Below are 20,554 nucleotides of genomic sequence, written 5' to 3' on the forward strand. Positions count from 1 at the left end.
CAACACGCCGTGAGGGCACCTTGCCGCTCGCTGACCAGCCAACACTGACTTCGATTTGCCCCGTTCGCTCTGTCAACGTATCGCTAGCGTGGCCAGGTGGTCATACACGACGAGTTCACACCGACCTACCTGCTGACTTGGCAACCGAAGGCATGGGATCTTGAGCAACCGGAGTACGACGCGCGAGTCGTGATTACTCGCGACACCTGTGGCTTCATCAACGGCTACTCCCTCGGTACGAACTTCCGGAGAATCCGATCTGGCGACCATGTACTGCTGTATCGACACGGCGATGATGGCGGCGTTGTCGCATGCGGCGTCGTCGCCGACGACCCCTACCCGCGTGACGAGTTCGGCAAGGAGATCGATGAAGCGACGAACTCGCAGTGGTGGATCGAAGTCCGCTGGACTAAGTGGGTGCCGCTGGACGCACGCCTGACGCGCGACGAACTCAAGAGGCTGGCACCCCTCACCTTCAGAGCACCGGTCCAAGCCTCGGGAAGGGGCGTCGATGCGAGTGAAGCCGGCAAGCTTTGGGCCGCCTTCTGGAACACACAGCATTAGCGGCACGCTTGGGCGGGGGCGTAGCGCGGGCAGCAGCCATTCCCGGCTACGGAGTCGGTTCGACGATCACCCGGTAAGGATTCCTACAGCGCGTCCATCACAACGGTCGCACTGCCGCCTATCGCGTCGATTGACTGATATCTCAGACTGCGAGGCGCTCGCTGAGATATTCGGCCACCCGTGCCACACCCTCGTCGGCTTCGGGGAAGAGCCCCGCCATCGAATGCCAGACGTGGATCATTTCGGGCCATACCTCCAGCGTCACGTCGACGCCGGAGGTGCGGGCCTTGTGTGCCAGGCGTTCGCTGTCGCTCAGCAGCACCTCGTCGTCGCCGCAGTGGATCAGCAGCGGCGGCAAGCCCGAGAGGTCGCCTTCAAGCGGCGACGCGTAGGGATCGGTGGCGTTGCCGTCGGGGCCGAGGAAGGCTCCTGCGATCCGGGTGAGATCGTCGGCGGTCACCATCGGGTCGCGGTCCGAGCGGGTGACCGCGCTCTCGCCAGTGCCCGACATGTCCACCCACGGCGAGATGGGTACGGCTGCGGCCGGCAGCGGCAGCCCGAGGTCGCGCAGCTTCATGAGCGTTGACATGGTCAGCCCGCCGCCTGCGGAATCGCCCGCGATGGCGATCTTGTCGGCGGAGTGGCCTCTGTCGAGCAGCCAGCGATACACCGCAACCGAGTCCTCCACCGGCGCCGGGTGGGGATGCTCGGGCGCCAAGCGGTAGTCGACCGAAAGCACTGGGCAGCCCAGCTTGAGGGCCAAGCTGCCGGTGAGGTTCCGGTGCGAGCCGATGGATCCGGCGACATAGCCGCCGCCGTGCACGTACTGCACGATGGCGTCGCCGGTGGTCTCGTCGGGCGTCTGCATCTCGCACGGAACGCCGTTGGCGTCCACCATCTCGCCGGTGACGCCGGCCGGCAGCGGACGAGCGGTGAGCTCGATGCCCTTGCGCATGGCATCGATGTCGGCAGACATGTCCTGCGACGCAATGATCTCGCGGATTCTGTAGAACGCTTCGCTTGCCATCGAGCCCTCCCCTGTGTCGGCCCGCATCGGGACGATCTGATCGGCCGCCACAACGTAGCCACGTTGGCAAGACGAGGCCCGACGTGGAGTCGTAGTGTCGATGCGCCGCGTCGGTGAGGGGTGCCGGCACGGCCGGAATCCGACGAGGGAGGCCACCCATGCTGCTCGAGAACAAGATCGCAATCGTGACGGGAGGGGCATCGGGCATCGGCGAAGCCAGCGCGAAGCGCTTCGCTTCCGAGGGTGCGTCGGTGCTGGTGGTCGACATCCGTCGAGAGCGGGCCGAGACCGTAGCCGAAGCCATCGCACAGGCCGGAGGCGAAGCACACGGATTCGGTGCCAACGTTGCCGAACCGGATGATGTCGAGGCAATGGTGGCCGCGGCCGTCGACCGCTGGGGCGGCCTCGACGTGCTCTATAGCAATGCGGGCACGATTCGCCCAGGTACCGCCGTGGAGCTGGAGCCTCGTGACTGGGACCTCGTGATGAACGTCAATGTCCGGTCGGTGTACCTAGGCGCCAAGTACGCAGTGCCGGCCATGGAGGCTCGCGGCGGCGGTTCGATCATCAACACGGCGTCGATCAGCGGCTTGCACGGCGACGGCGGTTCGGTGGTGTACGCCGCCTCCAAGGCAGCTGTCATCAACCTGACGCGGGCGCTGTCCACCGATCACGCCCCCGACGGTGTACGCGTCAACGCCATCTGCCCCGGCACCATCCAAACGCCGCCCGTGCAACGGATGATGCAGGACCCTGTGGCACTCGAACGCAACCTGGCGGCCCACGCACTGCGCCGCCTCGGCCATCCCGAAGAGATCGCGAGCGTCGCCGCCTGGCTGGCCAGCGACGAATCGTCATTCATAACCGGCGAAGCCATCGTCGTGGACGGCGGCTTGCGAGCGCAGTCGCCCCTAGGCCGCCTAGCCGACCCCCGCCCCGCCCACCTCCGCTAGCCAGCGACGGGCTCGCCGGTCAGTCGGTGGCGTTGGCAATGAGGAACATCATCGAGGCTTCGCAGGCGGCCTGGCCGTTGACGCTGGCGGTTCCGGAGGCACGGCCGGCTCGGGCCGACAGGCGGTCGATCGTGGCTTCGAGGCGCAGCGTGTCGCCTGGGACGACCTGGCGGCGGAAGCGGGCCTTGTCGATGCCGCCGAACAGCGCCAGCTTGCCGTCGAGCGACGACGCCGAAGCTGCGGCGAGGCCGGCGGTCTGGGCCAGGGCCTCGACCATCAAGACCCCGGGCAGCGTTGGGCGGCCCGGGAAGTGACCGGCGAAGAACTCCTCGTCGCCGGTCAGGTGCCACAGCGCGACGCAGCGTTCGCCGGGCTGGAGTTCGACGATCTCGTCGACCAGCAGGAACGGTGCCCGGTGCGGCAGCAGCTCGTCGGGTCGCGGGAACTCGCTCTCGGAGTCAGTCACCGGTGCGAAGCTAGCGAGCCAGCTAGGAACTGCGGATCACTCGGCGCCGAAGGTGCTGCGCTGGTAGGCGACTACTGCGGCGATCTCGGCGTCGGTGAGAATGCCGCCGAATGGGGGCATCGAGCCTCGACCGGTCCACACCACCGACAGGTGGTTGCGAACGCTCAAGCGCTCGTCGACACCGCCGAGTGCGGCGCCGACGCCGCCACTGCCGTCGCTGCCGTGACAGACCGAGCAGCTGTCGTCGAAGACCTCGCTCCCGAGCACCACGTCGGCGCTGGCGAATGCCTGCTCCAACCTGTCGAGGTCGGCTTCGCTCGCATCTGCGCCGCCGCAGCCGGCGAGGCTGAGCGCAGCGACCAGCGCCGCCGCGGCCGTCAGCCAGCGGGCACGTCGCGCATTGGCGGGCCGGCGCGGGACCGCCGGCCTCATCGGGTCACCCGTGGCGTGCCGACGCCGGTGTAACGGCTCGGCGGCTCGTTCCAGCGGCGGGACATCCAGTCGGCATCGCGGTAGTGAGCGTGAAAGTGGTCGGGGATCTGGCGCATCACCTGATCCACCCTCCCACCTTCGGGCCCGAATCTCTGTTCACCCGCTTCGACCAGTCGAGCCAACATCGCGGCCAACTCCTCGGGGGGCGGCTCGGTGCCGTGATGCTTCCAAACCACCATCGGGGTCGCGCACACTTCGCAGTCCGCCACCCAGCACAGCTCGTCCTCGAAGTACCAGTGCGTGAACCGGGCGGCCTCGCACAACTCGCAATCGGGGTCGTGCGCCGCGGGATCTGTCGGGGACGACTCGGCGGGATCCGGATTGGCGTGACTCACCGTCTCACCGCGATCACTACCCGCGATCGAGTGCTGCCCGGTAGGTCGCCACCAGTTCGCCGACTGCCTCGGGTCCGTCGGACATCAGCGTGCGGACGACGGCCGAGCCGATGACCGCCCCATCGGACACCTGGCAGGCCTCCACGGCCTGGGCGGGCGAGCCGATGCCGACGCCGGTGAGGACCGGCCGATCAGTGACGGCCTGGCACCGCGCCGCGATCTGGGTGGCAGTGCTTGCCAGCGCGGAACGTTCCCCGGTGACGCCGAGCAGCCCGACGGCATAGACGAAACCGCGAGACGCTCCGCACAAGTCCGCAAGACGGTGGTCGGGCGTGGTGGGGGCCGCCAGCAGGATCGCCTCGATGCCGATCGCAGCGGAATCTGCGAGCCACGATCCTGCCTCGACGTAAGGAAGGTCAGGAAGAATCGCCCCCGACACACCCGCTTCGACGAGCGCAGAGGCGAATCGCTCGTGACCCTGGTGGTGACAGAGGTTGTAGTAGGTCATGACTGCGTGGGGAATGCCGGTGTCGAGGGCACGCGCCTCTTCCAGCACCGAAGCCGGAGTCGCCCCTTCGGCCAGGGCAGCGGTTGACGCCTGCTGGATGACCGGCCCGTCGATCACCGGGTCGGAGAAGGGGATACCGATCTCGATGGCATCCGCGCCTGCCGCCGCGGCTGCTTCCACGGCGCGTTGCCAACCCTGGTAGCCACCCGTGACGTAGGGGATGAGCAGCTTCGCGCCAGCCTGACGCCGAGCTCGCAAATGCGTCTCGAGCGCACCGAACCCTTCGGCCCCGGCGGGTCCGGATACGTCGGTCACGAGTGCGACCTCACTCGCTCAACCCATGCATGCCGAGCACGTCCATCATCTGGTCGACGTCCTTGTCGCCCCGTCCCGATAGGTTCATCAGCACCGTCTGGCCCTGGATCTCCGGGGCTGCGCGCACGATCCATGCGAGCGCATGAGCGCACTCCAGCGCCGGGATGATGCCCTCGGCCCTGCTCATCAGCGTGAACGCCTCCACCACCTCGTCGTCGGTCACGCTCGGGTATTCGGCACGGCCGATCGCCGCGAGATAGGCGTGCTCGGGCCCGACGCCGGGGTAATCCAGCCCGGCCGAGATCGACTCGGCTTCCATCACCTGGCCCACTTCGTCCTGCATGAGGTAGCTGGTCATGCCGTGCACCACGCCGGGCACGCCGCGCCCGACCGCGGCGCCGCCCGCAGGCTCGACGCCCACGAGCCGTGCGTCGCCGTCGGCGAATCCCGAGAAGATCCCAGCGGCGTTGCTGCCCCCGCCGACGCACGCCACCACCACGTCAGGGGCGCCGCCGGTCAGGTCCTTGCACTGCGCAGCGGCCTCGTCGCCGAGGATGTGGTGGAAGGTGCGCACCATCCACGGGTAGGGATGGGGGCCCATCACCGAGCCGAGGCAGTAATGCGTGTTCTCGACGGTGGCCACCCAGTCCCGCAGCGCCTCGTTGACGGCGTCCTTCAGCGTGCGGCTGCCGGACTGCACCGATTCCACCTCGGATCCCAGCAGTCGCATGCGGAACACATTGAGAGCTTGCCGATCGACGTCGACGGCGCCCATGTAGACCTTGCACTCCATCCCCAGCAGCGCCGCGGCGGTGGCCGTGGCGACGCCGTGCTGGCCGGCGCCCGTCTCGGCCACGAGCCGCGTCTTGCCCATGCGCTGGGCCAGCAGCGCCTGCCCGATGACGTTGTTGATCTTGTGCGAGCCGGTGTGATTGAGATCCTCCCGCTTGACCAGCAGGCGCAGGCCGAGCTGGCGCGACAGGTTGCGGCACTCAGTCAGGGGCGAGGGCCGGCCCCCGTAGTCGCGCAGCGTGGTCTCGAATTCGGCCACAAACGACGGATCGGCCCACGCCTCGCGGAAAGCTGCTTCGAGCTCCTCGCAGGCTGCCACCAACGTTTCGGGAACGAACCGGCCGCCGAAGTCGCCAAAGCGGCCGTCAGTCGTGGGCTCGCCCATGACCGACCGGGAAATCGCCGTGGGCTCGCCCTTAGCCGATCGGGTGCTCGACGCGGGCCCGTCCATCTCTGCTGCCATGTCGTCCTTCGCTCAGTCGTCTCGCCAGTCGTACGGCGCCTCAGGTCCCGGCTCGGTCGGCTCGCCGGTGTCCTCGTAGAGGGCACCGGCCTCCTTGGCTGCAGCGACGAACTCACGCATGGCGAGCACGTCCTTGCGGCCTGGTTCGGATTCGACACCCGACGCCACGTCCACGCCCCACGGCCGCACCACCTCGATGGCCTGCGCCACGTTCGAAGCGCGCAGCCCGCCTGCGAGCAGCAGCCTCATGCCGCGATCCCTGCCTTCGAGCTGGCGCCAGTCGAACACACGGCCGCTGCCGGGTTCGGAACCGTCCAGCATGAGCACCGAGGCGCCGTAGTCGCGCACGCGTTCCACATTGGGATCGCCGGCGACGAACGCCTTGATGAGCCCGGGCACCCGCTCGGCGATCCAGCGGCTGTCGGCCGTGGTCTCGTTGCCGTGCAGCTGGGCCAGCCGCAAGCCCGCGCCGTCCATGATCTGCACGACTCGCTCGGGCAGTTCGTTGCGGAACACGCCGACGGTGACAACCCCGCCCGGCAGCCGGCGAACGATGTCGCGCGCCAGCCGCGGGGAGATCTGCCGCGGCGATCCGGGCACGAAGTTGAAGCCGACGGCGTCGGCGCCCATGCCGACGGCGACGAGCGCGTCCTCTTCGTTGGTGACGCCACAGATCTTTACGAACATGTCACTACCGGCATGCCAGCCGACCCCTTGCGCCGCGGCGGGCCTTGGGAGGCGCCAGGGTCAGAAGTCGAGGCCCTTGGCCACGGCCGGGTCCAGGAAGATGAGCTCGGGGCGGGCTGCCATGAACTCGCGCGTCGCCTGTCCGAATACCTTCATCTGCTCGGAGCCGCCATGGGCTGCGAGCGCATCCTGGTCGCTGTACAGCTCGTAGAACCACACCACGTCGGCATCGTTCTGATCCTTGTGGGCGGCGTACACCTCGGTGCCCGGCTCGCCCGCGACATTGCTCATGCCGATGTCGGCAATCACCGCGAGCAGCTCGTCGCGCATGCCTTCCTTTGCGGTCAGCTTGGCCAAGAGTGCCGTCTTTGCCATGTCGTTGCTCCCTGCGATCCGTTTGACTCAGCGACAGCTTGCGAGGGTACCTGTAGCGGACCCTGCGACGACTTCAGAACAGGTCGGCAAGCACGACGGACTGGTCGCCGTCACTGCTCGCATCGTCAGCGGCATCCCGGCGCACCGAGGCGAATCCGACGGTGGCACCGTCTAGCAATGCCGCACTGAGCACAGCGCCGATGCCGGCACCGTCAGCGTCGCGCAGCTCCTCGCCGGCGGTCACACTGCCGCCGGCCCGGAAGCGCCGGATGCCGCGGCGCCCCCCGGCACGCGAGTCGATCCGTTCCACCAGTTCCTGGCCGCGGTAGCAGCCCTTGGTGAACGACGCTGCCTGCTCGACGAGGCCGGTCTCGTTCGGAATGTCGCCGGGCTGGATCTCGGTGCCCATGGCGGGCAGGCCATAGGCCATGCGCAGCGCCTCGAACTCGCCGGCAGAGACGTGCTCGGCACCTTGGCCGAAGCTGCCGACGGTGCTGCCGGGGCTCGCCAGCAGGTCGTGACCTCCGGCGAGGGGCCAGTGCGTCGGGCGCATGACGTGTTCGGGCGCATCGGCAGGGCCGGCCGCTGCGGCCGCGATGGTCGGCTCCGCGGCCGATGTCGGGCCGCGCACGGCATGCATCGTCCACTGCTGCAGCGAGAACTCCGCCTTGGTTCGCAGCTTGAAGCGTTCCAGCGAGGTGGTCATGGCGTCGCCGAATCCTGCGTCCGTGTCGGCGACGAACGTCTCGGGGCCGACGCGGCTGATGACGAACAAGGCCTCGACGCGGCCCCGCGGCTCCAGCAGGAACGACAGCGTGCTCTGGCCGACCTCCATGGCCTCCACGTCCGCGGAGATCTGGCCCTGCAGGTAGGTCTCGGCTTCGGGTCCCGTCACCACGAGCACATCGCGCGGAACCGCCGCGACGACCAACCGATCGAGCGAAGCCAGGGCGTTCACCCGCCCCTCCATCCCGGCACCAGCCGATCCACGGCATTGCGAATGAGCGCCAGCCCGACGCCGTCGTCGAGCGACATGATCGACTCGGGATGGAACTGAACTGCTGCGACGGGCAGCTCACGGTGCTCGACGGCCATCACGATGTCGTCGTCGAGGCTGACGGCGGTGACTTCCAGTTGGTCAGGCACCTGGGGGCGGCGGGCGAACAGCGAGTGGTAGCGACCTGCCCGGAACTCTTTGGGCAGCCCGTCGAGCAGTTGTCCGCCGACGATGCGGATAGCCGAGGGCTTGCCGTGCATCGGCGTCGCAAGCTGGCCCAGCTCGCCGCCGAAGTACTCCACGATGCCCTGCAACCCCAGGCACACCCCGAACAACGGCAGCCCGGCATCGAGCGTGGCGCGCACCACCGGGCCGATGCTGAAGTCGTCGGGCCGGCCCGGGCCCGGCGACAGCACGATGAGGTCGAAGTCGTCAGCGCTGATCTCGTCGGTGGGGAACCCCGCTCGGCGGGTCACCACCGTGGCACCGGTCTGGCGCAGGTAGTTCGCCAGTGTGTGCACGAATGAATCCAAGTGGTCGATCAGCAGCACCCGCCGCTCGCTGGGCGACGATGCCGTGGCCCCCGTCGAAGGCGCCGAACGCGGCCGGCGAATCGCATCGAGGAATGCCGATGCCTTGAGCTCGGTCTCCGATTCCTCTTCGTCGGGGTCGGAGTCCCACAGCAGCGTCGCGCCGACCCGAACCTCCGCGTGCCCATCGGCGACGCGGATCGTGCGCAGCGTGAGCCCGGTGTTCAGGCTGCCGTCGAAGCCCACCTTGCCCACTGCACCGCCGTACCACGCCCGGGCGGTGCGCTCGTGCTGTTCCAGGAACATCATCGCCGCCGTCTTCGGCGCACCGGTCACCGTCACCGCCCAGGTGTGCGACAGGAAGGCGTCGAGCGCATCGAATCCGGGCCGAAGGCGTCCTTCGACGTGATCGACGGTGTGGATGAGACGCGAGTACATCTCGATCTGGCGGCGGCCGATCACCTTGACCGACCCAGGGACGCAGATGCGGCTCTTGTCGTTGCGGTCGACATCGGTGCACATCGTCAGCTCGGACTCGTCCTTGGCCGAGTTGAGCAGCGCCAAAATCTGCGATGCGTCGTCGATGGGGTCTTGGCCCCGGGCGATGGTTCCCGAGATCGGGCACGTCTCGACCCGCTCGCCCTCGACGCGCACGTACATCTCAGGCGACGCGCCGACCAACCACTCCCCGCTGTCACCAGCCGGGCCGTGCTCACTACGCCCGGCTGACGCCGGGCCGAGATTGATCAGGAACCCGTACGGCGCGGGGTTCTGCTCCTTGAGCCGGCGGAACAGCTCCGCCGGGGACTCGATGCAGGGCTCAGAGAACATCTGGCTCGTGACCACTTCGAAGAGGTCGCCCCGGGCGAAGTACTCGTGAGCGGCCCGCACCCCCGCCGCATAACCGCCGGGCTCATGGTCGCAGCTCGCCTCCAGCTCGAAATCGGGCTCATACGGCACGCGTGCGCCGCCGCCGGCCAGTCCAGCAGTGCTGCGGCCGTTCACGGCGAACTCGTACCGGAAGCGCTGCGCGACGCCGCCCTCGTGGTCCACGATGAGCAGGTCGTCGGGCAGGTACAGCACCAGGTCGCGCTGCTGGGGGGGGCGGGGCAGCGTCAGCGCTATGGGCTCGAACTGGAACGCAAGGTCGTAGCCGAACGCCCCATACAGGCCTAGGTGCGGGTCGTCGCAGGAGAACAGGTTCACCAGCGCACGCACGACGGTGAACGTGGACGGCTGACGGCTGCGCTCTTCCTCCTCGAAACGCCGGTCGGCCCGCTCCACACGGCAGACCACGGCGCCCGAGCCATCGCCGGGCTCGTGGCGAAGATCCACGATGCCGGCAGTGCTTCCCAGCGCTGCCAGCGCCTCATGGACCGGCTCCAGCAGCACCGTGCCCCGCTCGTTCAAAGCGCTCACCCAGATGTCCTGCGCCCGGCTGGTGACGGCCAGCGGCGGGTCGGCGAAGCCCATGTCCCAGCGGGTGTAGCGGCCCGGGTATTCGTAGCTCGACGACAGCAGCACGCCGCGGGCCTCGTCCAGCCGGTCGACGAGGTCTTCGATCTCGGCGTTGCCGTCGACCGTCGACGCAGCGAGCGAGACTGTGATGCCCCCGCCGGTCTGGAACTGCGTCCCGCCCGTATCCGTGTGATCAGGGCTCATGGGACGGGACTCCTGGGACCAAGGTCGCAGTGCAGGCTCAGGGCCGCACGATCACAGGTACAGGCCAGTGCTGCCGGGCTCGATGCGGGGCGCTGCGATGGCGTGCACGTCGCGCTCGCGCAAGATAAGGAAATCGTCGCCGTGCACCTCGACTTCGTGGCGATCCTCGGGGCTGAACAGCACCCGGTCGCCTTCCTGGGCGGTCCGGACGTTCGGCCCTGCACCGATCACTTCGCCCCATACGAGGCGCTTGTTCTGCTGGGCGGTCGCCGGGATCAGGATCCCGCCGCTGGTGCGCCGTTCTGAGCCGTCGTTGGGCAGCCGCACGAGCAGCCGATCGTGGAGCATCTTGATGGGCCGGCGCTCGCCATCGGAGTCGGGCGGGGCGGACGGCTTCGGCTTGCCGGCAGCGGGCCTCGGGCGGTCGCCGGGCTTCGAGCTCTTCGAGGGACGAGCGGGTTTCGTCGCCGACGCGGCGCTGTGCTCGTTGTTGGTCTCAGGAGCGCTCACCGCCCGCACGGTACCGTTCACCGCCGTGAATGACGCAGCGAATTCGCAGCGGCCGCCCGCTCCTGGCCCGCCATTTGAGGTCGAGGCGTTCGCAGTTGAGGCGGTGTCCTCCGATGGCATCGAGCTCGAGGCCGAAGCTGCCTGGCCCGGCGCGACCGGGCCTAAGGGATCAGGCATCGATGGCGGCAGTTCCGTCGGCACAGCCGCAGCGGTGGCGGTGCTGTCCCATCCGCACCCGCTCTACGGCGGCGACATGTGGAACCCGCTCGTCGATCACCTCTTCAGGGCCCTGCCCGCGAGCGGCATCGCGACGCTTCGCTACAACTTTCGGGGCACCGGACGTTCGGGCGGACGCCACGACGACGGGAACGCCGAACAGCTCGACGCCCTGGCGGCGTTCGACGCAGCCGTGCGCCTCGCAGCAGACCGGTCGCAGGCCGATGCCGCGTCGCCGGTCGTCTCTGCCGGCTGGTCATTCGGCGGCGATGTCTCGCTGGCGGCCAACCACGACGGCTTGTCGGCTTGGATCGGGATTGCCGCGCCGTTGCGGATCGTCGACCCGGCATCGATGCGCGCCGCAGCCGATCCTCGGCCCAAGCTGCTCCTGGTGCCCGAGCACGACCAGTTCCGCTCCCCCGCCGAAGCAACCGACATTGCATCGGGCTGGACGAATACCCGAATCGAGGTGATCGCCGGCGGCGATCACTTCCTGATGGGTCACGCACGCGCCGTCGCCGACCAGATCTCGGGATTCGTCGCTGATCTGTCGCGCTGACACCCGTCGCCTGGAGCCAGCGCGGTCACACGATGCTTGAGCTGCGCTCGCTCCAGTATTCGTCGCGCAGGACGCGCTTGTAGAGCTTGCCGGTGGGAAGGCGGGGCAGTTCGTCCCGGAAGTCGAGGGAGCGGGGCACCTTGTAGTTGGCCAGATGCTCCCGGGCATACGCCAGCAGCTCGGTTGCCAGGGCGTCGTCTGCCTCGACGCCGGCCACCGGCTCGACCACCGCCTTCACCTCCTCGCCGAAATCCTCGTTGGGCACGCCGAACACGGCGACATCGCCCACCTTGGGATGCATCACGAGACGGTCTTCGATCTCCTGGGGGTAGATGTTGACTCCGCCCGAGATGATCATGAACGCCTTGCGGTCGGTCAGGAACAGGTAGCCGTCCTCGTCGACACGGCCCACATCGCCCAGCGTCGACCACAGCTCGTGCCGGTCGTGGCGAGACTCGGCAGTCTTGGCCGGGTCGTTGTGGTACTCGAATGCCGGGACCTCACGCTCGAAGTAGATGGTCCCCGACTCGCCGGTCGGCAGCTCGTTGCCCTCGTCGTCGCAGATGTGGATGACCCCGATGAGCGGCTTGCCGACAGTGCCCGGGCGCTCGAGCCATTCACCCGAGGTCACGTAGCAGAAGCCGTTCAGCTCGGTGCCCGCGTAGTACTCGTGCAGGATCGGCCCCCACCAGTCGATCATCTGTTGCTTCACCTCGACCGGGCACGGTGCCGCCGCATGCACGGCGACCTGATGGCTGGACAGGTCGTGCGCCGCTCGGGCCTCCTCGGGCAGCTTCAGCATGCGGCTGAACATGGTGGGCACCCACTGGCTGTGCGTGATGCCGTACTGCTCGATGTACGCCAGCGACTCCGCGGCGTCGAACCGGTCCATCACCACCGCAGTGCCGCCCATCGACTGGGTGCCGGTGGTGAACGCCAGCGGCGCCGAGTGGTACAGCGGCGCGGGCGACAGGTACATGCTGCCCTCCCCGATGCCGAAGATGCCCGCGATCATCCCGACGCCGACAAGATCCGGGTCGGTGATCGACGTGCCGTCGAGCGGCCGCATGATGCCCTTCGGGCGTCCGGTCGTGCCCGAGCTGTAGAGCATGGGTGCTCCCCTGGGCTGTTCGTCGAGCGGTTCCGCGGGATAGGCCGCAATTGCATCGTCGAAGGAGTCGAACCCGGCAACATCATGACTGGCAGTGGCCTCGCCCAGCATGAGCCGCACGTCGCAGTCGCCGATGAGCGGCAGCATCTCCGTTGCCGCTTCGGCGACAGCCGGCGAGGCAACCAGCACCCGTGCGCCGCAGTCGTTCACGATGTAGGCGGCTTCCTCTGCGGTCAGATACCGGTTGACCGTGGTGAAGTAGAGGCCGCTGCGCATTGCGGCCCAGTAGGCGTCGAAATAGCCGATGTTGTTGTCGGCGAAGATCGCCACGTGGTCACCGCGGCGCAAGCCGGCGGCCCACATGAGCTGGGCGAACTGGCAGCTGCGCGCTTCGAGCTCGCCGAACGTCCGGGTCTGGCCGTCGCGGGCCATGATCACTGCTGGACGGTCGGGATGGTTCGCTGCATGCGCGCCGGGGTAGCTCATGGCGAGGAAGCTAGCGGGTGCCCCTCATGCGGACGGGGGCCGGACGGCTACTCCTGCGTCCATGAGCGCCTGCTTGGCGTCGGCGATCGTGTGCTCGCCGAAATGGAAGATCGAGGCCGCGAGCACAGCGTCGGCGTTGGCGACGAGGGCGCCGTCCACCAGGTGCTTCAGCGTGCCCACGCCGCCGCTGGCCACGACGGGAATCCCCACCGCGTCGACGACGGCCCGGGTGAGCTGGAGATCGAAGCCGGTCTTGGTGCCGTCGGCATCCATGGAATTCAGCACGATCTCGCCGGCGCCGAGCTCAGCCACCCGGCCCACCCAGCCGAGCGCGTCGATGCCGGTGTTCTCCCTGCCGCCCTTGACATAGACGTTCCACGACGTGGTCTCGCCGCCGCCGACATCGTTGGCCTTGGCGTCCACAGAAACCACGACGCACTGGCTGCCGAACTCATCGGCAATCTCGCTCACCAGCTCGGGTCGCACGACTGCCGCCGAGTTCACCGACACCTTGTCGGCCCCTGCGCGCAGCAGTGCCCGGGCGTCGTCGACCGAGCGGATGCCCCCGCCGATCGTGAACGGGACGAAGACCTCTTCGGCGGTGTGACGGGCCAGCTCGATGATCGTGCCGCGGTCGTGCGCGGAGGCCGTGATGTCGTAGAAGACGATCTCGTCGGCACCTTGGCGGTCGTACGCAGCCGCCAGTTCGACGGGATCGCCGGCATCGCGCAGTCCGACGAAGTTGACCCCCTTGACGACCCGGCCGTCGTCGACGTCGAGGCACGGGATGACCCGCACGGTCTTCATCTGGGCGACCTCATCTGGATGCCTCCGTCACTGGGCTGGCCCGGGGTCGGGAGCATCCACTGCGGCGCTGCCGCGCGCCACCACCACCGCAGCGACGGGCGAGATCGCGCCGTCGTGGAGTGCCTTGCCCACGATGGCCCCGGCGAGCGTGTGCCCATGCGGTGAGCGCAGGTCTCGCAGGTCGGCGATGTCGGCCAGGCAGCCCACCCCACCGCTGGCGATCACCGACATCGCCAGGGGCCGCTGAGGCGCATCCAGCACGTCCCGCAGCCCGGCCAGGTCGCTGCCGCCGCCCATGCCGTCGTGGGCGATCTGCGTCACGATCACCGCTTCGGCGCCGCTGCCGGCGAGTCGGGCGAGGGCATCGCCGAGGCTGACCCCACTCTGATGTTCCCAGCCGCGGGTGGCCACCTCGGTTCCCCGCACATCGAGACCGACCGCGACACTGTGACCGGCGGAGGTCAGTTCCCCAACGAGGTCCGGATTCTCGACCGCGGCCGTGCCGACCACGCATCGAGCGACTCCCGCGTCGAACAGCTCTGCGGCGTTCGCGCGGCTGCGCACGCCTCCTCCTACCTGCACGCGGACGCCGACGTCTCCCACGGCGGCCACCACAGACCGGATCACGGCCCGGTTCTGCGGCTGCGGCTCACCAGTGCGGGCAGCGTCGAGATCGACCATGTGGATCCAGCGGGTGCCCGCCTCTGCGAACTCGTGCGCAACTTCCACCGGGTTGGCGTCGTAGCGCACCTCACGGTCGTAGTCACCCTGCAGCAGGCGCACGCAGCGCCCGCCGCGCAGGTCGATGGCGGGATACAGGTCGAAGCTCACCGGCGGCACCGGTCGGCCCTCACTGCGGCAAGAAAGTTCTGTGCCAGCCGCTTGCCGGCATCGCCGGATTTCTCAGGGTGGAACTGGGTGGCCCACACCCGGCCGCGCTCGGTGACGGCGGTGATCGGCGTGGGGTAGTCGCATGTCGCAACCACGAAGCCGTCGTCGGTGTCGGGCGCGTAGCTGTGGACGAAGTACATCCAGGCGCCGCCGGTCAGCCCGGCCAACAACGGGCACTCGGGTCGGCGCACATCGAGGCGGTTCCACTGCATCTGCGGTCGCACCACGCCGTCGGGCAGGAGCCGCACGGTGCCGGGCATCACGCCGAGGCCCTTCACGCCAGATGCCTCCTCGGAGGCCTCGAACAGCATCTGCATGCCCACGCAGATGCCCAGGAACGGGCGCCCGCTCTCGATGGCCGCAAGCGCCGGCTGCTCCAAGCCCGTAGCGCGCAGCTGCGCCATGCAGGTCCCGAAGTGTCCGACGCCGGGCAGCACCACCCCGTCGGCGTCGCCGATGAGGCCGGCATCGGCAGTCAGGTGAGCATCGGCGCCCACCCGTTCGAGCGCCTTCTGAGCCGAGCGCAGGTTGCCGATGCCGTAATCGAGTACCGCGATCAGCGGCGGGGCGCTGTTGCCGGTCACCGACGGCCCGTCAGTGCGTCGGTCACAGGACGCCTTTGGTGGAGGGCAGCACGTCGTCGGCGACGCGGATGGCGTCGTAGAAGGCCCGCGCTGCGCCCTTGAAGCTGGCCTCGATGATGTGGTGGGTGTTGCGGCCGCGCAGCATCACCAGGTGCAGGGTGATGCCGGCCGACATGACCAGGCCGCGCCAGAACTCCTCGCAGAGCTGCGGGTCGAAGGGCGGGTCGCCCAGGATCTTCTCGCCGGGCGGCTCGATGTCGTAGTGCAGGAATGGCCGGCCGGACAGATCCAGCACGACCTCGACCGCGGCCTCGTCGAGCGGCACCACGTAGGAGGCGAAACGGCGCACCCCGGCCTTGTCGCCCCAGGCCTGTCGCATCGCCTCACCGAGCGCGATGCCGGTGTCCTCCACGGTGTGGTGGGCGTCGATCTCCAGGTCGCCGACCGTACGCAGTTGCAGGTCGAAGCGGGCGTGCTTGGCGAGCTGGGCGAGCATGTGGTCGAAGAACGGCAGCCCGGTGGAGATGTCGGTCTGACCGCTGCCGTCCAGGCTCAGCGTCAGGTCGATCTGGGTCTCTTTGGTGTTGCGCTGCACAGTTGCAGTACGAGCAGTCATGGGAACCTCATTATCGCGAGACAACTTCCGACAGCGCCTCGAGAAAGCGATCGTTCTCGGGCGGCGTTCCCACCGTGACCCGCAGGCAGTCGGCCAGCCGGGGCCAGCCCGAGCAGTTTCTCACCAGCACCGAGCGATCCACGAGCGCCTGCCACACATCGTCGCCGCCGTGCCCGCTGGGCGTGGTGCGAAAGAGGATGAAGTTGGACTGCGAGGGCCAGACGTCGAGGCCCAGTCGCGTCAGCGAATGCTCGATTCGCTGACGCTCCGAGACGATGGCTGCCACGCGCTGTTCCATCTGGTCGGCGAACCGCAGCGCCACCCGTCCGGCAATCTGCTTGAAGGCGTCCACGTGGTACGGCAGCACCACCTTCTCGAACTCGGCGGTCATGCCGGCGGGGACGACCGCGTAGCCCAGGCGTGCTCCGGCCATCGCCCACGTCTTGGAGTAGGTGCGCGTGACGACGAGGTTGCCGGGTCCGCCGGCGGCGTCGCACAGGTCGATGGCGCTCCAGTCGGCGAACTGCCCGTAGGCCTCGTCGACCACGACGAGGCCCGAGGCGATCTCCAGCGCCCGTTCGAGCACCTCGAGCCGCTCGGGCGTGCCGGTGGGATTGTTGGGCGAGCACAGGAACACGATCGACGGCTGGTGCCGCTCGATGACTCGCTCGAGCTCGTACACGCTGACGCTGCCATCGGCATGGCGCTCGCTTTCGACGACAGCGCATTGGGTGCTGCGTGCGATCTGGCCGTACATCGCATAGGTGGGCTCGAAGGTGGCGACGCTGCGGCCCGCTCCCCCATAGGTCAGGCACAGCGTTTGCAGCACCTCGTTGGACCCGTTGGCCACGAAGATCCGGTCAGGACCGGTGCCGTGCAGCGCCGCCAGGTCGGCTCGCAGCGCGGCGGCCGTGCGGTCGGGGTAACGATGCCAGTCAACGCTGCGCAGCTCGGCGGCGAGCGCCTCGGCAAACTCCGGCGGCGGCCCGACCGGCGCCTCGTTGGTGTTGAGGCGCACTTCCACGTCGATCTGCGGCGAGTGGTAGCCGTCGAGCAGGCGCAGGTCGTCCCGCACTGCCGGCTTCATGGCCGTACCCCCGATGCGGCCCACTCCTTGCGGCGCGACACCGAGGCAGCGTGCGCCCACAGGCCTTCGGCCTCGGCCAGCTCGGCCACCGCCGGCGCAAGCTGGTCGAAGCCGGCTTCGCTCACGTCGACAATGTGCATGCGCTTGGCGAAATCGTCGGTGGTGAGCGCTCCGGCGAAACGTGCCGTGCCGGCAGTGGGAAGCACGTGCGAGGGCCCCGCGACGTAGTCGCCGACTGATGCTGGTGCCCACGGCCCGATGAACACAGCGCCCGCATGGCGGATGCTGCCCACGAGCTCTTCGGCGCCCTCACACATGAGCTGGAGGTGCTCGGGCGCAACGAAGTTGGCGACGAGGGCAGCCTGCGCCGGCCCGTCCACGAGACACACGAACCCGTCGGCCTCCAGCGTGGCCAGCGTCTCCTCGCGGCGGGGCGAGAGCTCGACGATCTGGCTGATGGCTTCGCAGACGGCATCGGCGCAACCGGGATCCCAAGTGACAAGCCAGGCGCGCCCGCCGGGGCCATGCTCGGCCTGCAAGACGACGTCAGTCGCTGCGGCTGCCGGCGGGCAGCTTGCGTCAGCAATGACAACGATCTCCGACGGTCCCGCGAACGCAGCAGCAACGCCCACATCGCCGGCCACAAGCTGCTTGGCGGTGGCGACCCAGGCATTTCCGGGCCCGGCCACAACATCGGCTGGCCGAATCGATTCCGTCCCATAAGCGAGCGCCGCAACTGCCTGCACACCGCCCACCCTGTGAACTTCGGTCACACCGCACAGGTGCGCCGCCGCGAGCACGGTCGCAGGCAGGCCGCCGTCGGGTCCGGGTGGCGAGCACAGCACGATGTCGTCCACCCCAGCGGCGCGAGCAACCAGCACGGTCATCAGCACGGTGGACGGGTAGGCAGCCAAGCCACCAGGCACATACACGCCCGCCCGGTCGACTGGCTGGCTGACCGACCGCACAGTGACGCCGTCGCGCTCGTACGTGTGACCCGATGCGGCTTCGGCTCGGTGAAACTCCAGAATGCGCCGGTGGGCGGTCTCCATCGCCGAGCGCAGGCCAAGTGACAGGCGCTCCCACGCTTCTGAAAGTTCCGAGACCGGCACGAGCGTGTCGGCGATATCGACGCCATCGAAGCGAGCCGTGAGCGCCCGAACAGCCGCGTCGCCGTCCATTTTGACCTGGGCAATCAGCTGGAGGACGGCGTCCTGCGACACCGCGTCACCCGGCTGCGGGCGCGGCAAGAGACTGGCAAGATCATCGCCCGACTCATCGCCGAGGCCCCGCAGGTCCAACCGCTCCAGCACGGCGCCGAGGGTACCTTCACCCCTGATCACCACTGCTGTGAATTCGAGTCACCTGCACACCGTCGCTACAGCGAAGCCACGACGGACCACGGTTTGGCAATGCAACGGTTCCTGCGCGTCTCTGCGGTGCTGCTTGCCGTCATCGGTGGCCTAGCGGTGCCGCTCTCCGCTGCGACGGCCGCGGCGGGCAGCGAAGACGTTCACGTGTCTCGCTACGGAGGTGCCGATCGGTACGCGACATCGCTCCTCATCGGCGAGGCCGTGGCAGCCGATGCAGGAGGCTCACTCGAGTGGGTGGTGCTGGTTTCGGGTCGCAGCTGGACCGACGCAGTGGTCGCAGCGCCATTGGCCGGGTTGCTCAACGCCCCAGTGCTGACCACTCCTTCGGACGAATTGCGCTCAGACGCGGACGCTTTCCTCAAGCGCACCGAAGTGTCGAATGCGTTGATCGTGGGCGCCGAGAGCGATACCCACGGAGTTGGTCCTGGCGTAGTCGCTGCGCTTGAGGGACTCGACATTCGCGTTGAACGCGTCTCGCGATCCGACCAATACGCGACCAGCATTGCTGTCGCCAATCGACTCGGCACACCGGGGGACATGGGTGCGCTGGGCCGTACGGCCATCGTGGCCAGTGGCACGGTGTTCGCGGACGCACTGGTTGCCGGTGCGTTCGCAGCCCGCGGCCTGCACCCGGTGCTGCTGACCCCGCCGAGCCGCCTGCATCCGGGCGTCGCCGACTATCTGAACCGCGCCCAGATCGAGCACGTCGTGCTCATGGGCGGCGGCGCCGCGCTCCACGTCCACGTTGAGGATGCCATCAAGTCGCTCGACATCAGGGTGACCAGGCTCTCTGGCACAACTCGATACGACACGGCGATTGCCGCTGCCGAGCTTGTCGTGGGCAAGTACGGAAACTCGTGTTTCACGGCAGGGCGCTTCGGCGTCGCTCGCGCCCGGGTGCCGTTCGACTCCTTCAGCGCCGCACCTCTACTCGGCCGCCTCTGCGCACCATTGCTGCTCGCAGATCCTCACGCCATTCCCCGGTCAACTGCTGCCATGCTCAATCGCGCCCGTGGTCTCCCGACTGCCGCCACAGGCAAGAGTGTGAATTTGCATGTATTTGGCGGCAGTGCCGCAGTCTCCAGCTTCGCCATCAACAACTATCGCGCTGACCCGCTCGGGACTGAGGGTGGCCGGCGGTGGCCGCAGCAACCATGTGTCGCGGAACTCGGCACTGAACCAGCTCCGCTGCTGGAGAACGTCTATTCACAGCACACCGCTTGGTCATCGGATTGTGGCCGAATTGCCTACGTCGGTGGGACGGAGCGGCACGTATGGGGCTTCTTTGTCGCAGGCCCCAATGGCGCCAATCCCGTGCAGCTGCCGACACGCGGCGTCGCTTCGCCAGCCTGGTCACCTGACGGCACCAGGTTCGCGTTCGAGCGCTACGCCGGTCGACTCGTGAACGGCGATCCTGTCACCCACATCTTCGTTGTGAACGCCGATGGTTCGGATGAGCAACAGCTCACCTCCGGAGACTTCAGCGACAGAACGCCAAGCTGGTCCCCGGACGGCAAGCGCATCGCGTTCTCACGAGAGCACCTCTGGAACAAACATCGATACCAGAATTACGACGACGTGTACATCGCCGTGATGAACGCCGACGGCAGTGATGTGCGAGCGCTCACTCGCGGCGCTGCGGCAGATCACTTTCCTGCGTGGTCGCCAGACGGGAAGTGGATTGCCTATGACAACAATCAGAGCCTCTGGGTCATGGACATCGAAGGACGCAACCAGCGCGAGATCGCGCGGGACTACTCGCCCAACGGACACTCTTGGTCACCCGCCAGCGACGCGCTCACGTACACCGTGGGGGAGTTCGTGACCGACGAGACGTATCGCGCGGGCAAGCGATTCGATCGATCGCTGCGCATCACCACCCTCGACGCCGCCAAGACTGTCGAGGTGGTCCGTTACATCAGTCCACTCGAAAGCAGCGTCACGCGCCTCAGGCTCAACATCATCCGTCGACCGCAATGGTCGCCCGACGGCCGCAGCATCATCTACGAACTCAACAATCGAAATGGCAGCGAGGCACGGACGTATGTGGTCCCCACTCCCGAATTCTGAGGCCCCCGAGGATGCAGCCATCGCGCTGGACCGACCGACTCGATTTGGCTGGCGCCGACTTGTGCCGCGGTGCCGTGG

The 20,554-nt window shown here is 68.1% G+C and carries 22 protein-coding genes; 4 read left to right on the plus strand and 18 right to left on the minus strand.

All coding sequences use genetic code 11. The features are described from left to right. Nucleotides 1–96 precede the first annotated feature (96 nt). Nucleotides 97–564, plus strand: coding sequence for an EVE domain-containing protein (locus ACOGI5_RS14675; protein WP_419865149.1), 468 nt, complete (start codon nucleotides 97–99; stop codon nucleotides 562–564). A 142-nt stretch (nucleotides 565–706) separates the two neighbouring features. Here the strand turns inward: ACOGI5_RS14675 and ACOGI5_RS14680 are convergent, their stop codons facing one another. Next, nucleotides 707–1,591, minus strand: a complete 885-nt coding sequence (locus tag ACOGI5_RS14680) for an alpha/beta hydrolase (RefSeq protein ID WP_419865150.1) — start codon at nucleotides 1,589–1,591, stop codon at nucleotides 707–709. Between the two features lie 158 nt (nucleotides 1,592–1,749). Here ACOGI5_RS14680 and ACOGI5_RS14685 point away from each other — a divergent pair, with 158 nt between their 5' ends. Continuing rightward, entirely contained in the window at nucleotides 1,750–2,544 is a 795-nt protein-coding gene (locus tag ACOGI5_RS14685; RefSeq protein ID WP_419865151.1) for an SDR family NAD(P)-dependent oxidoreductase, read from the plus strand. 19 nt (nucleotides 2,545–2,563) lie between these two features. On the opposite strand, the gene fabZ is transcribed toward ACOGI5_RS14685, so the two are convergent. The 10 genes from fabZ to ACOGI5_RS14735 all read right to left on the minus strand — a co-directional run bounded on the left by fabZ (nucleotide 2,564) and on the right by ACOGI5_RS14735 (nucleotide 10,514). After that, the gene (gene fabZ, locus ACOGI5_RS14690; RefSeq protein ID WP_419865152.1) at nucleotides 2,564–3,010 is read right to left on the minus strand and encodes a 3-hydroxyacyl-ACP dehydratase FabZ; all 447 of its coding nucleotides are present in this window, start codon (nucleotides 3,008–3,010) and stop codon (nucleotides 2,564–2,566) included. Nucleotides 3,011–3,046: 36 nt separating this feature from the next. Continuing rightward, on the minus strand, nucleotides 3,047–3,442 hold the full coding sequence (locus tag ACOGI5_RS14695; RefSeq protein ID WP_419865153.1) for a c-type cytochrome: 396 nt from the start codon (nucleotides 3,440–3,442) through the stop codon (nucleotides 3,047–3,049). Then, nucleotides 3,439–3,837: a hypothetical protein gene (locus ACOGI5_RS14700; protein WP_419865154.1), complete on the minus strand. Its 399-nt coding sequence runs from the start codon at nucleotides 3,835–3,837 to the stop codon at nucleotides 3,439–3,441. The genes ACOGI5_RS14695 and ACOGI5_RS14700 overlap by 4 nt, the downstream gene beginning before the upstream one ends. A gap of 16 nt (nucleotides 3,838–3,853) precedes the next feature. Next, nucleotides 3,854–4,660 carry a tryptophan synthase subunit alpha gene (gene trpA / locus ACOGI5_RS14705; RefSeq protein WP_419865155.1) on the minus strand — a complete coding sequence of 269 codons (807 nt, stop codon included), beginning with the start codon at nucleotides 4,658–4,660 and terminating at the stop codon, nucleotides 3,854–3,856. A 10-nt stretch (nucleotides 4,661–4,670) separates the two neighbouring features. Next, on the minus strand, nucleotides 4,671–5,837 hold the full coding sequence (trpB, locus tag ACOGI5_RS14710) for a tryptophan synthase subunit beta (RefSeq protein ID WP_419865500.1): 1,167 nt from the start codon (nucleotides 5,835–5,837) through the stop codon (nucleotides 4,671–4,673). 90 nt (nucleotides 5,838–5,927) lie between these two features. Further along, nucleotides 5,928–6,602: a phosphoribosylanthranilate isomerase gene (locus ACOGI5_RS14715; RefSeq protein ID WP_419865156.1), complete on the minus strand. Its 675-nt coding sequence runs from the start codon at nucleotides 6,600–6,602 to the stop codon at nucleotides 5,928–5,930. 60 nt (nucleotides 6,603–6,662) lie between these two features. Continuing rightward, nucleotides 6,663–6,977, minus strand: a complete 315-nt coding sequence (locus tag ACOGI5_RS14720; protein ID WP_323673075.1) for a putative quinol monooxygenase — start codon at nucleotides 6,975–6,977, stop codon at nucleotides 6,663–6,665. A gap of 73 nt (nucleotides 6,978–7,050) precedes the next feature. Beyond that, nucleotides 7,051–7,935 carry a YgfZ/GcvT domain-containing protein gene (locus ACOGI5_RS14725; protein WP_419865157.1) on the minus strand — a complete coding sequence of 295 codons (885 nt, stop codon included), beginning with the start codon at nucleotides 7,933–7,935 and terminating at the stop codon, nucleotides 7,051–7,053. After that, nucleotides 7,932–10,166 carry an anthranilate synthase component I gene (locus ACOGI5_RS14730; protein WP_419865158.1) on the minus strand — a complete coding sequence of 745 codons (2,235 nt, stop codon included), beginning with the start codon at nucleotides 10,164–10,166 and terminating at the stop codon, nucleotides 7,932–7,934. The genes ACOGI5_RS14725 and ACOGI5_RS14730 overlap by 4 nt, the downstream gene beginning before the upstream one ends. Nucleotides 10,167–10,217: 51 nt before the next feature. Then, nucleotides 10,218–10,514: a GroES family chaperonin gene (locus ACOGI5_RS14735; protein WP_416246686.1), complete on the minus strand. Its 297-nt coding sequence runs from the start codon at nucleotides 10,512–10,514 to the stop codon at nucleotides 10,218–10,220. Between the two features lie 187 nt (nucleotides 10,515–10,701). On the opposite strand from ACOGI5_RS14735, the gene ACOGI5_RS14740 reads away from it, so the two are divergent. Further along, nucleotides 10,702–11,451, plus strand: coding sequence for an alpha/beta hydrolase (locus ACOGI5_RS14740; protein WP_419865159.1), 750 nt, complete (start codon nucleotides 10,702–10,704; stop codon nucleotides 11,449–11,451). 25 nt (nucleotides 11,452–11,476) lie between these two features. Here the strand turns inward: ACOGI5_RS14740 and ACOGI5_RS14745 are convergent, their stop codons facing one another. The 7 genes from ACOGI5_RS14745 to hisD are packed head-to-tail and all read right to left on the minus strand — an operon-like array spanning nucleotide 11,477 to nucleotide 18,346. Then, nucleotides 11,477–13,048, minus strand: coding sequence for an acyl-CoA synthetase (locus ACOGI5_RS14745; protein WP_419865160.1), 1,572 nt, complete (start codon nucleotides 13,046–13,048; stop codon nucleotides 11,477–11,479). Between the two features lie 24 nt (nucleotides 13,049–13,072). Continuing rightward, entirely contained in the window at nucleotides 13,073–13,855 is a 783-nt protein-coding gene (gene hisF, locus ACOGI5_RS14750) for an imidazole glycerol phosphate synthase subunit HisF (protein WP_419865161.1), read from the minus strand. 27 nt (nucleotides 13,856–13,882) lie between these two features. Then, nucleotides 13,883–14,686, minus strand: coding sequence for a HisA/HisF-related TIM barrel protein (locus ACOGI5_RS14755; RefSeq protein WP_419865162.1), 804 nt, complete (start codon nucleotides 14,684–14,686; stop codon nucleotides 13,883–13,885). Next, the gene (gene hisH / locus ACOGI5_RS14760; RefSeq protein WP_419865163.1) at nucleotides 14,683–15,330 is read right to left on the minus strand and encodes an imidazole glycerol phosphate synthase subunit HisH; all 648 of its coding nucleotides are present in this window, start codon (nucleotides 15,328–15,330) and stop codon (nucleotides 14,683–14,685) included. The genes ACOGI5_RS14755 and hisH overlap by 4 nt, the downstream gene beginning before the upstream one ends. A 22-nt stretch (nucleotides 15,331–15,352) precedes the next feature. Beyond that, complete coding sequence (gene hisB, locus ACOGI5_RS14765; RefSeq protein ID WP_419865164.1) at nucleotides 15,353–15,946, minus strand: imidazoleglycerol-phosphate dehydratase HisB; 594 nt, start codon at nucleotides 15,944–15,946, stop codon at nucleotides 15,353–15,355. 10 nt (nucleotides 15,947–15,956) lie between these two features. After that, nucleotides 15,957–17,033: a histidinol-phosphate transaminase gene (gene hisC / locus ACOGI5_RS14770; protein ID WP_419865165.1), complete on the minus strand. Its 1,077-nt coding sequence runs from the start codon at nucleotides 17,031–17,033 to the stop codon at nucleotides 15,957–15,959. Next, the gene (gene hisD / locus ACOGI5_RS14775; protein WP_419865166.1) at nucleotides 17,030–18,346 is read right to left on the minus strand and encodes a histidinol dehydrogenase; all 1,317 of its coding nucleotides are present in this window, start codon (nucleotides 18,344–18,346) and stop codon (nucleotides 17,030–17,032) included. Before hisD ends, hisC begins: the two co-directional genes overlap by 4 nt. A 99-nt stretch (nucleotides 18,347–18,445) precedes the next feature. Between hisD and ACOGI5_RS14780 the strand changes: the two genes are divergently transcribed. After that, nucleotides 18,446–20,476, plus strand: coding sequence for a cell wall-binding repeat-containing protein (locus ACOGI5_RS14780; RefSeq protein WP_419865167.1), 2,031 nt, complete (start codon nucleotides 18,446–18,448; stop codon nucleotides 20,474–20,476). Nucleotides 20,477–20,554 lie beyond the last annotated feature (78 nt).

This window comes from Candidatus Poriferisodalis sp. (assembly GCF_965208925.1).
Taxonomy (GTDB): Bacteria; Actinomycetota; Acidimicrobiia; order Acidimicrobiales; family Poriferisodalaceae; genus Poriferisodalis.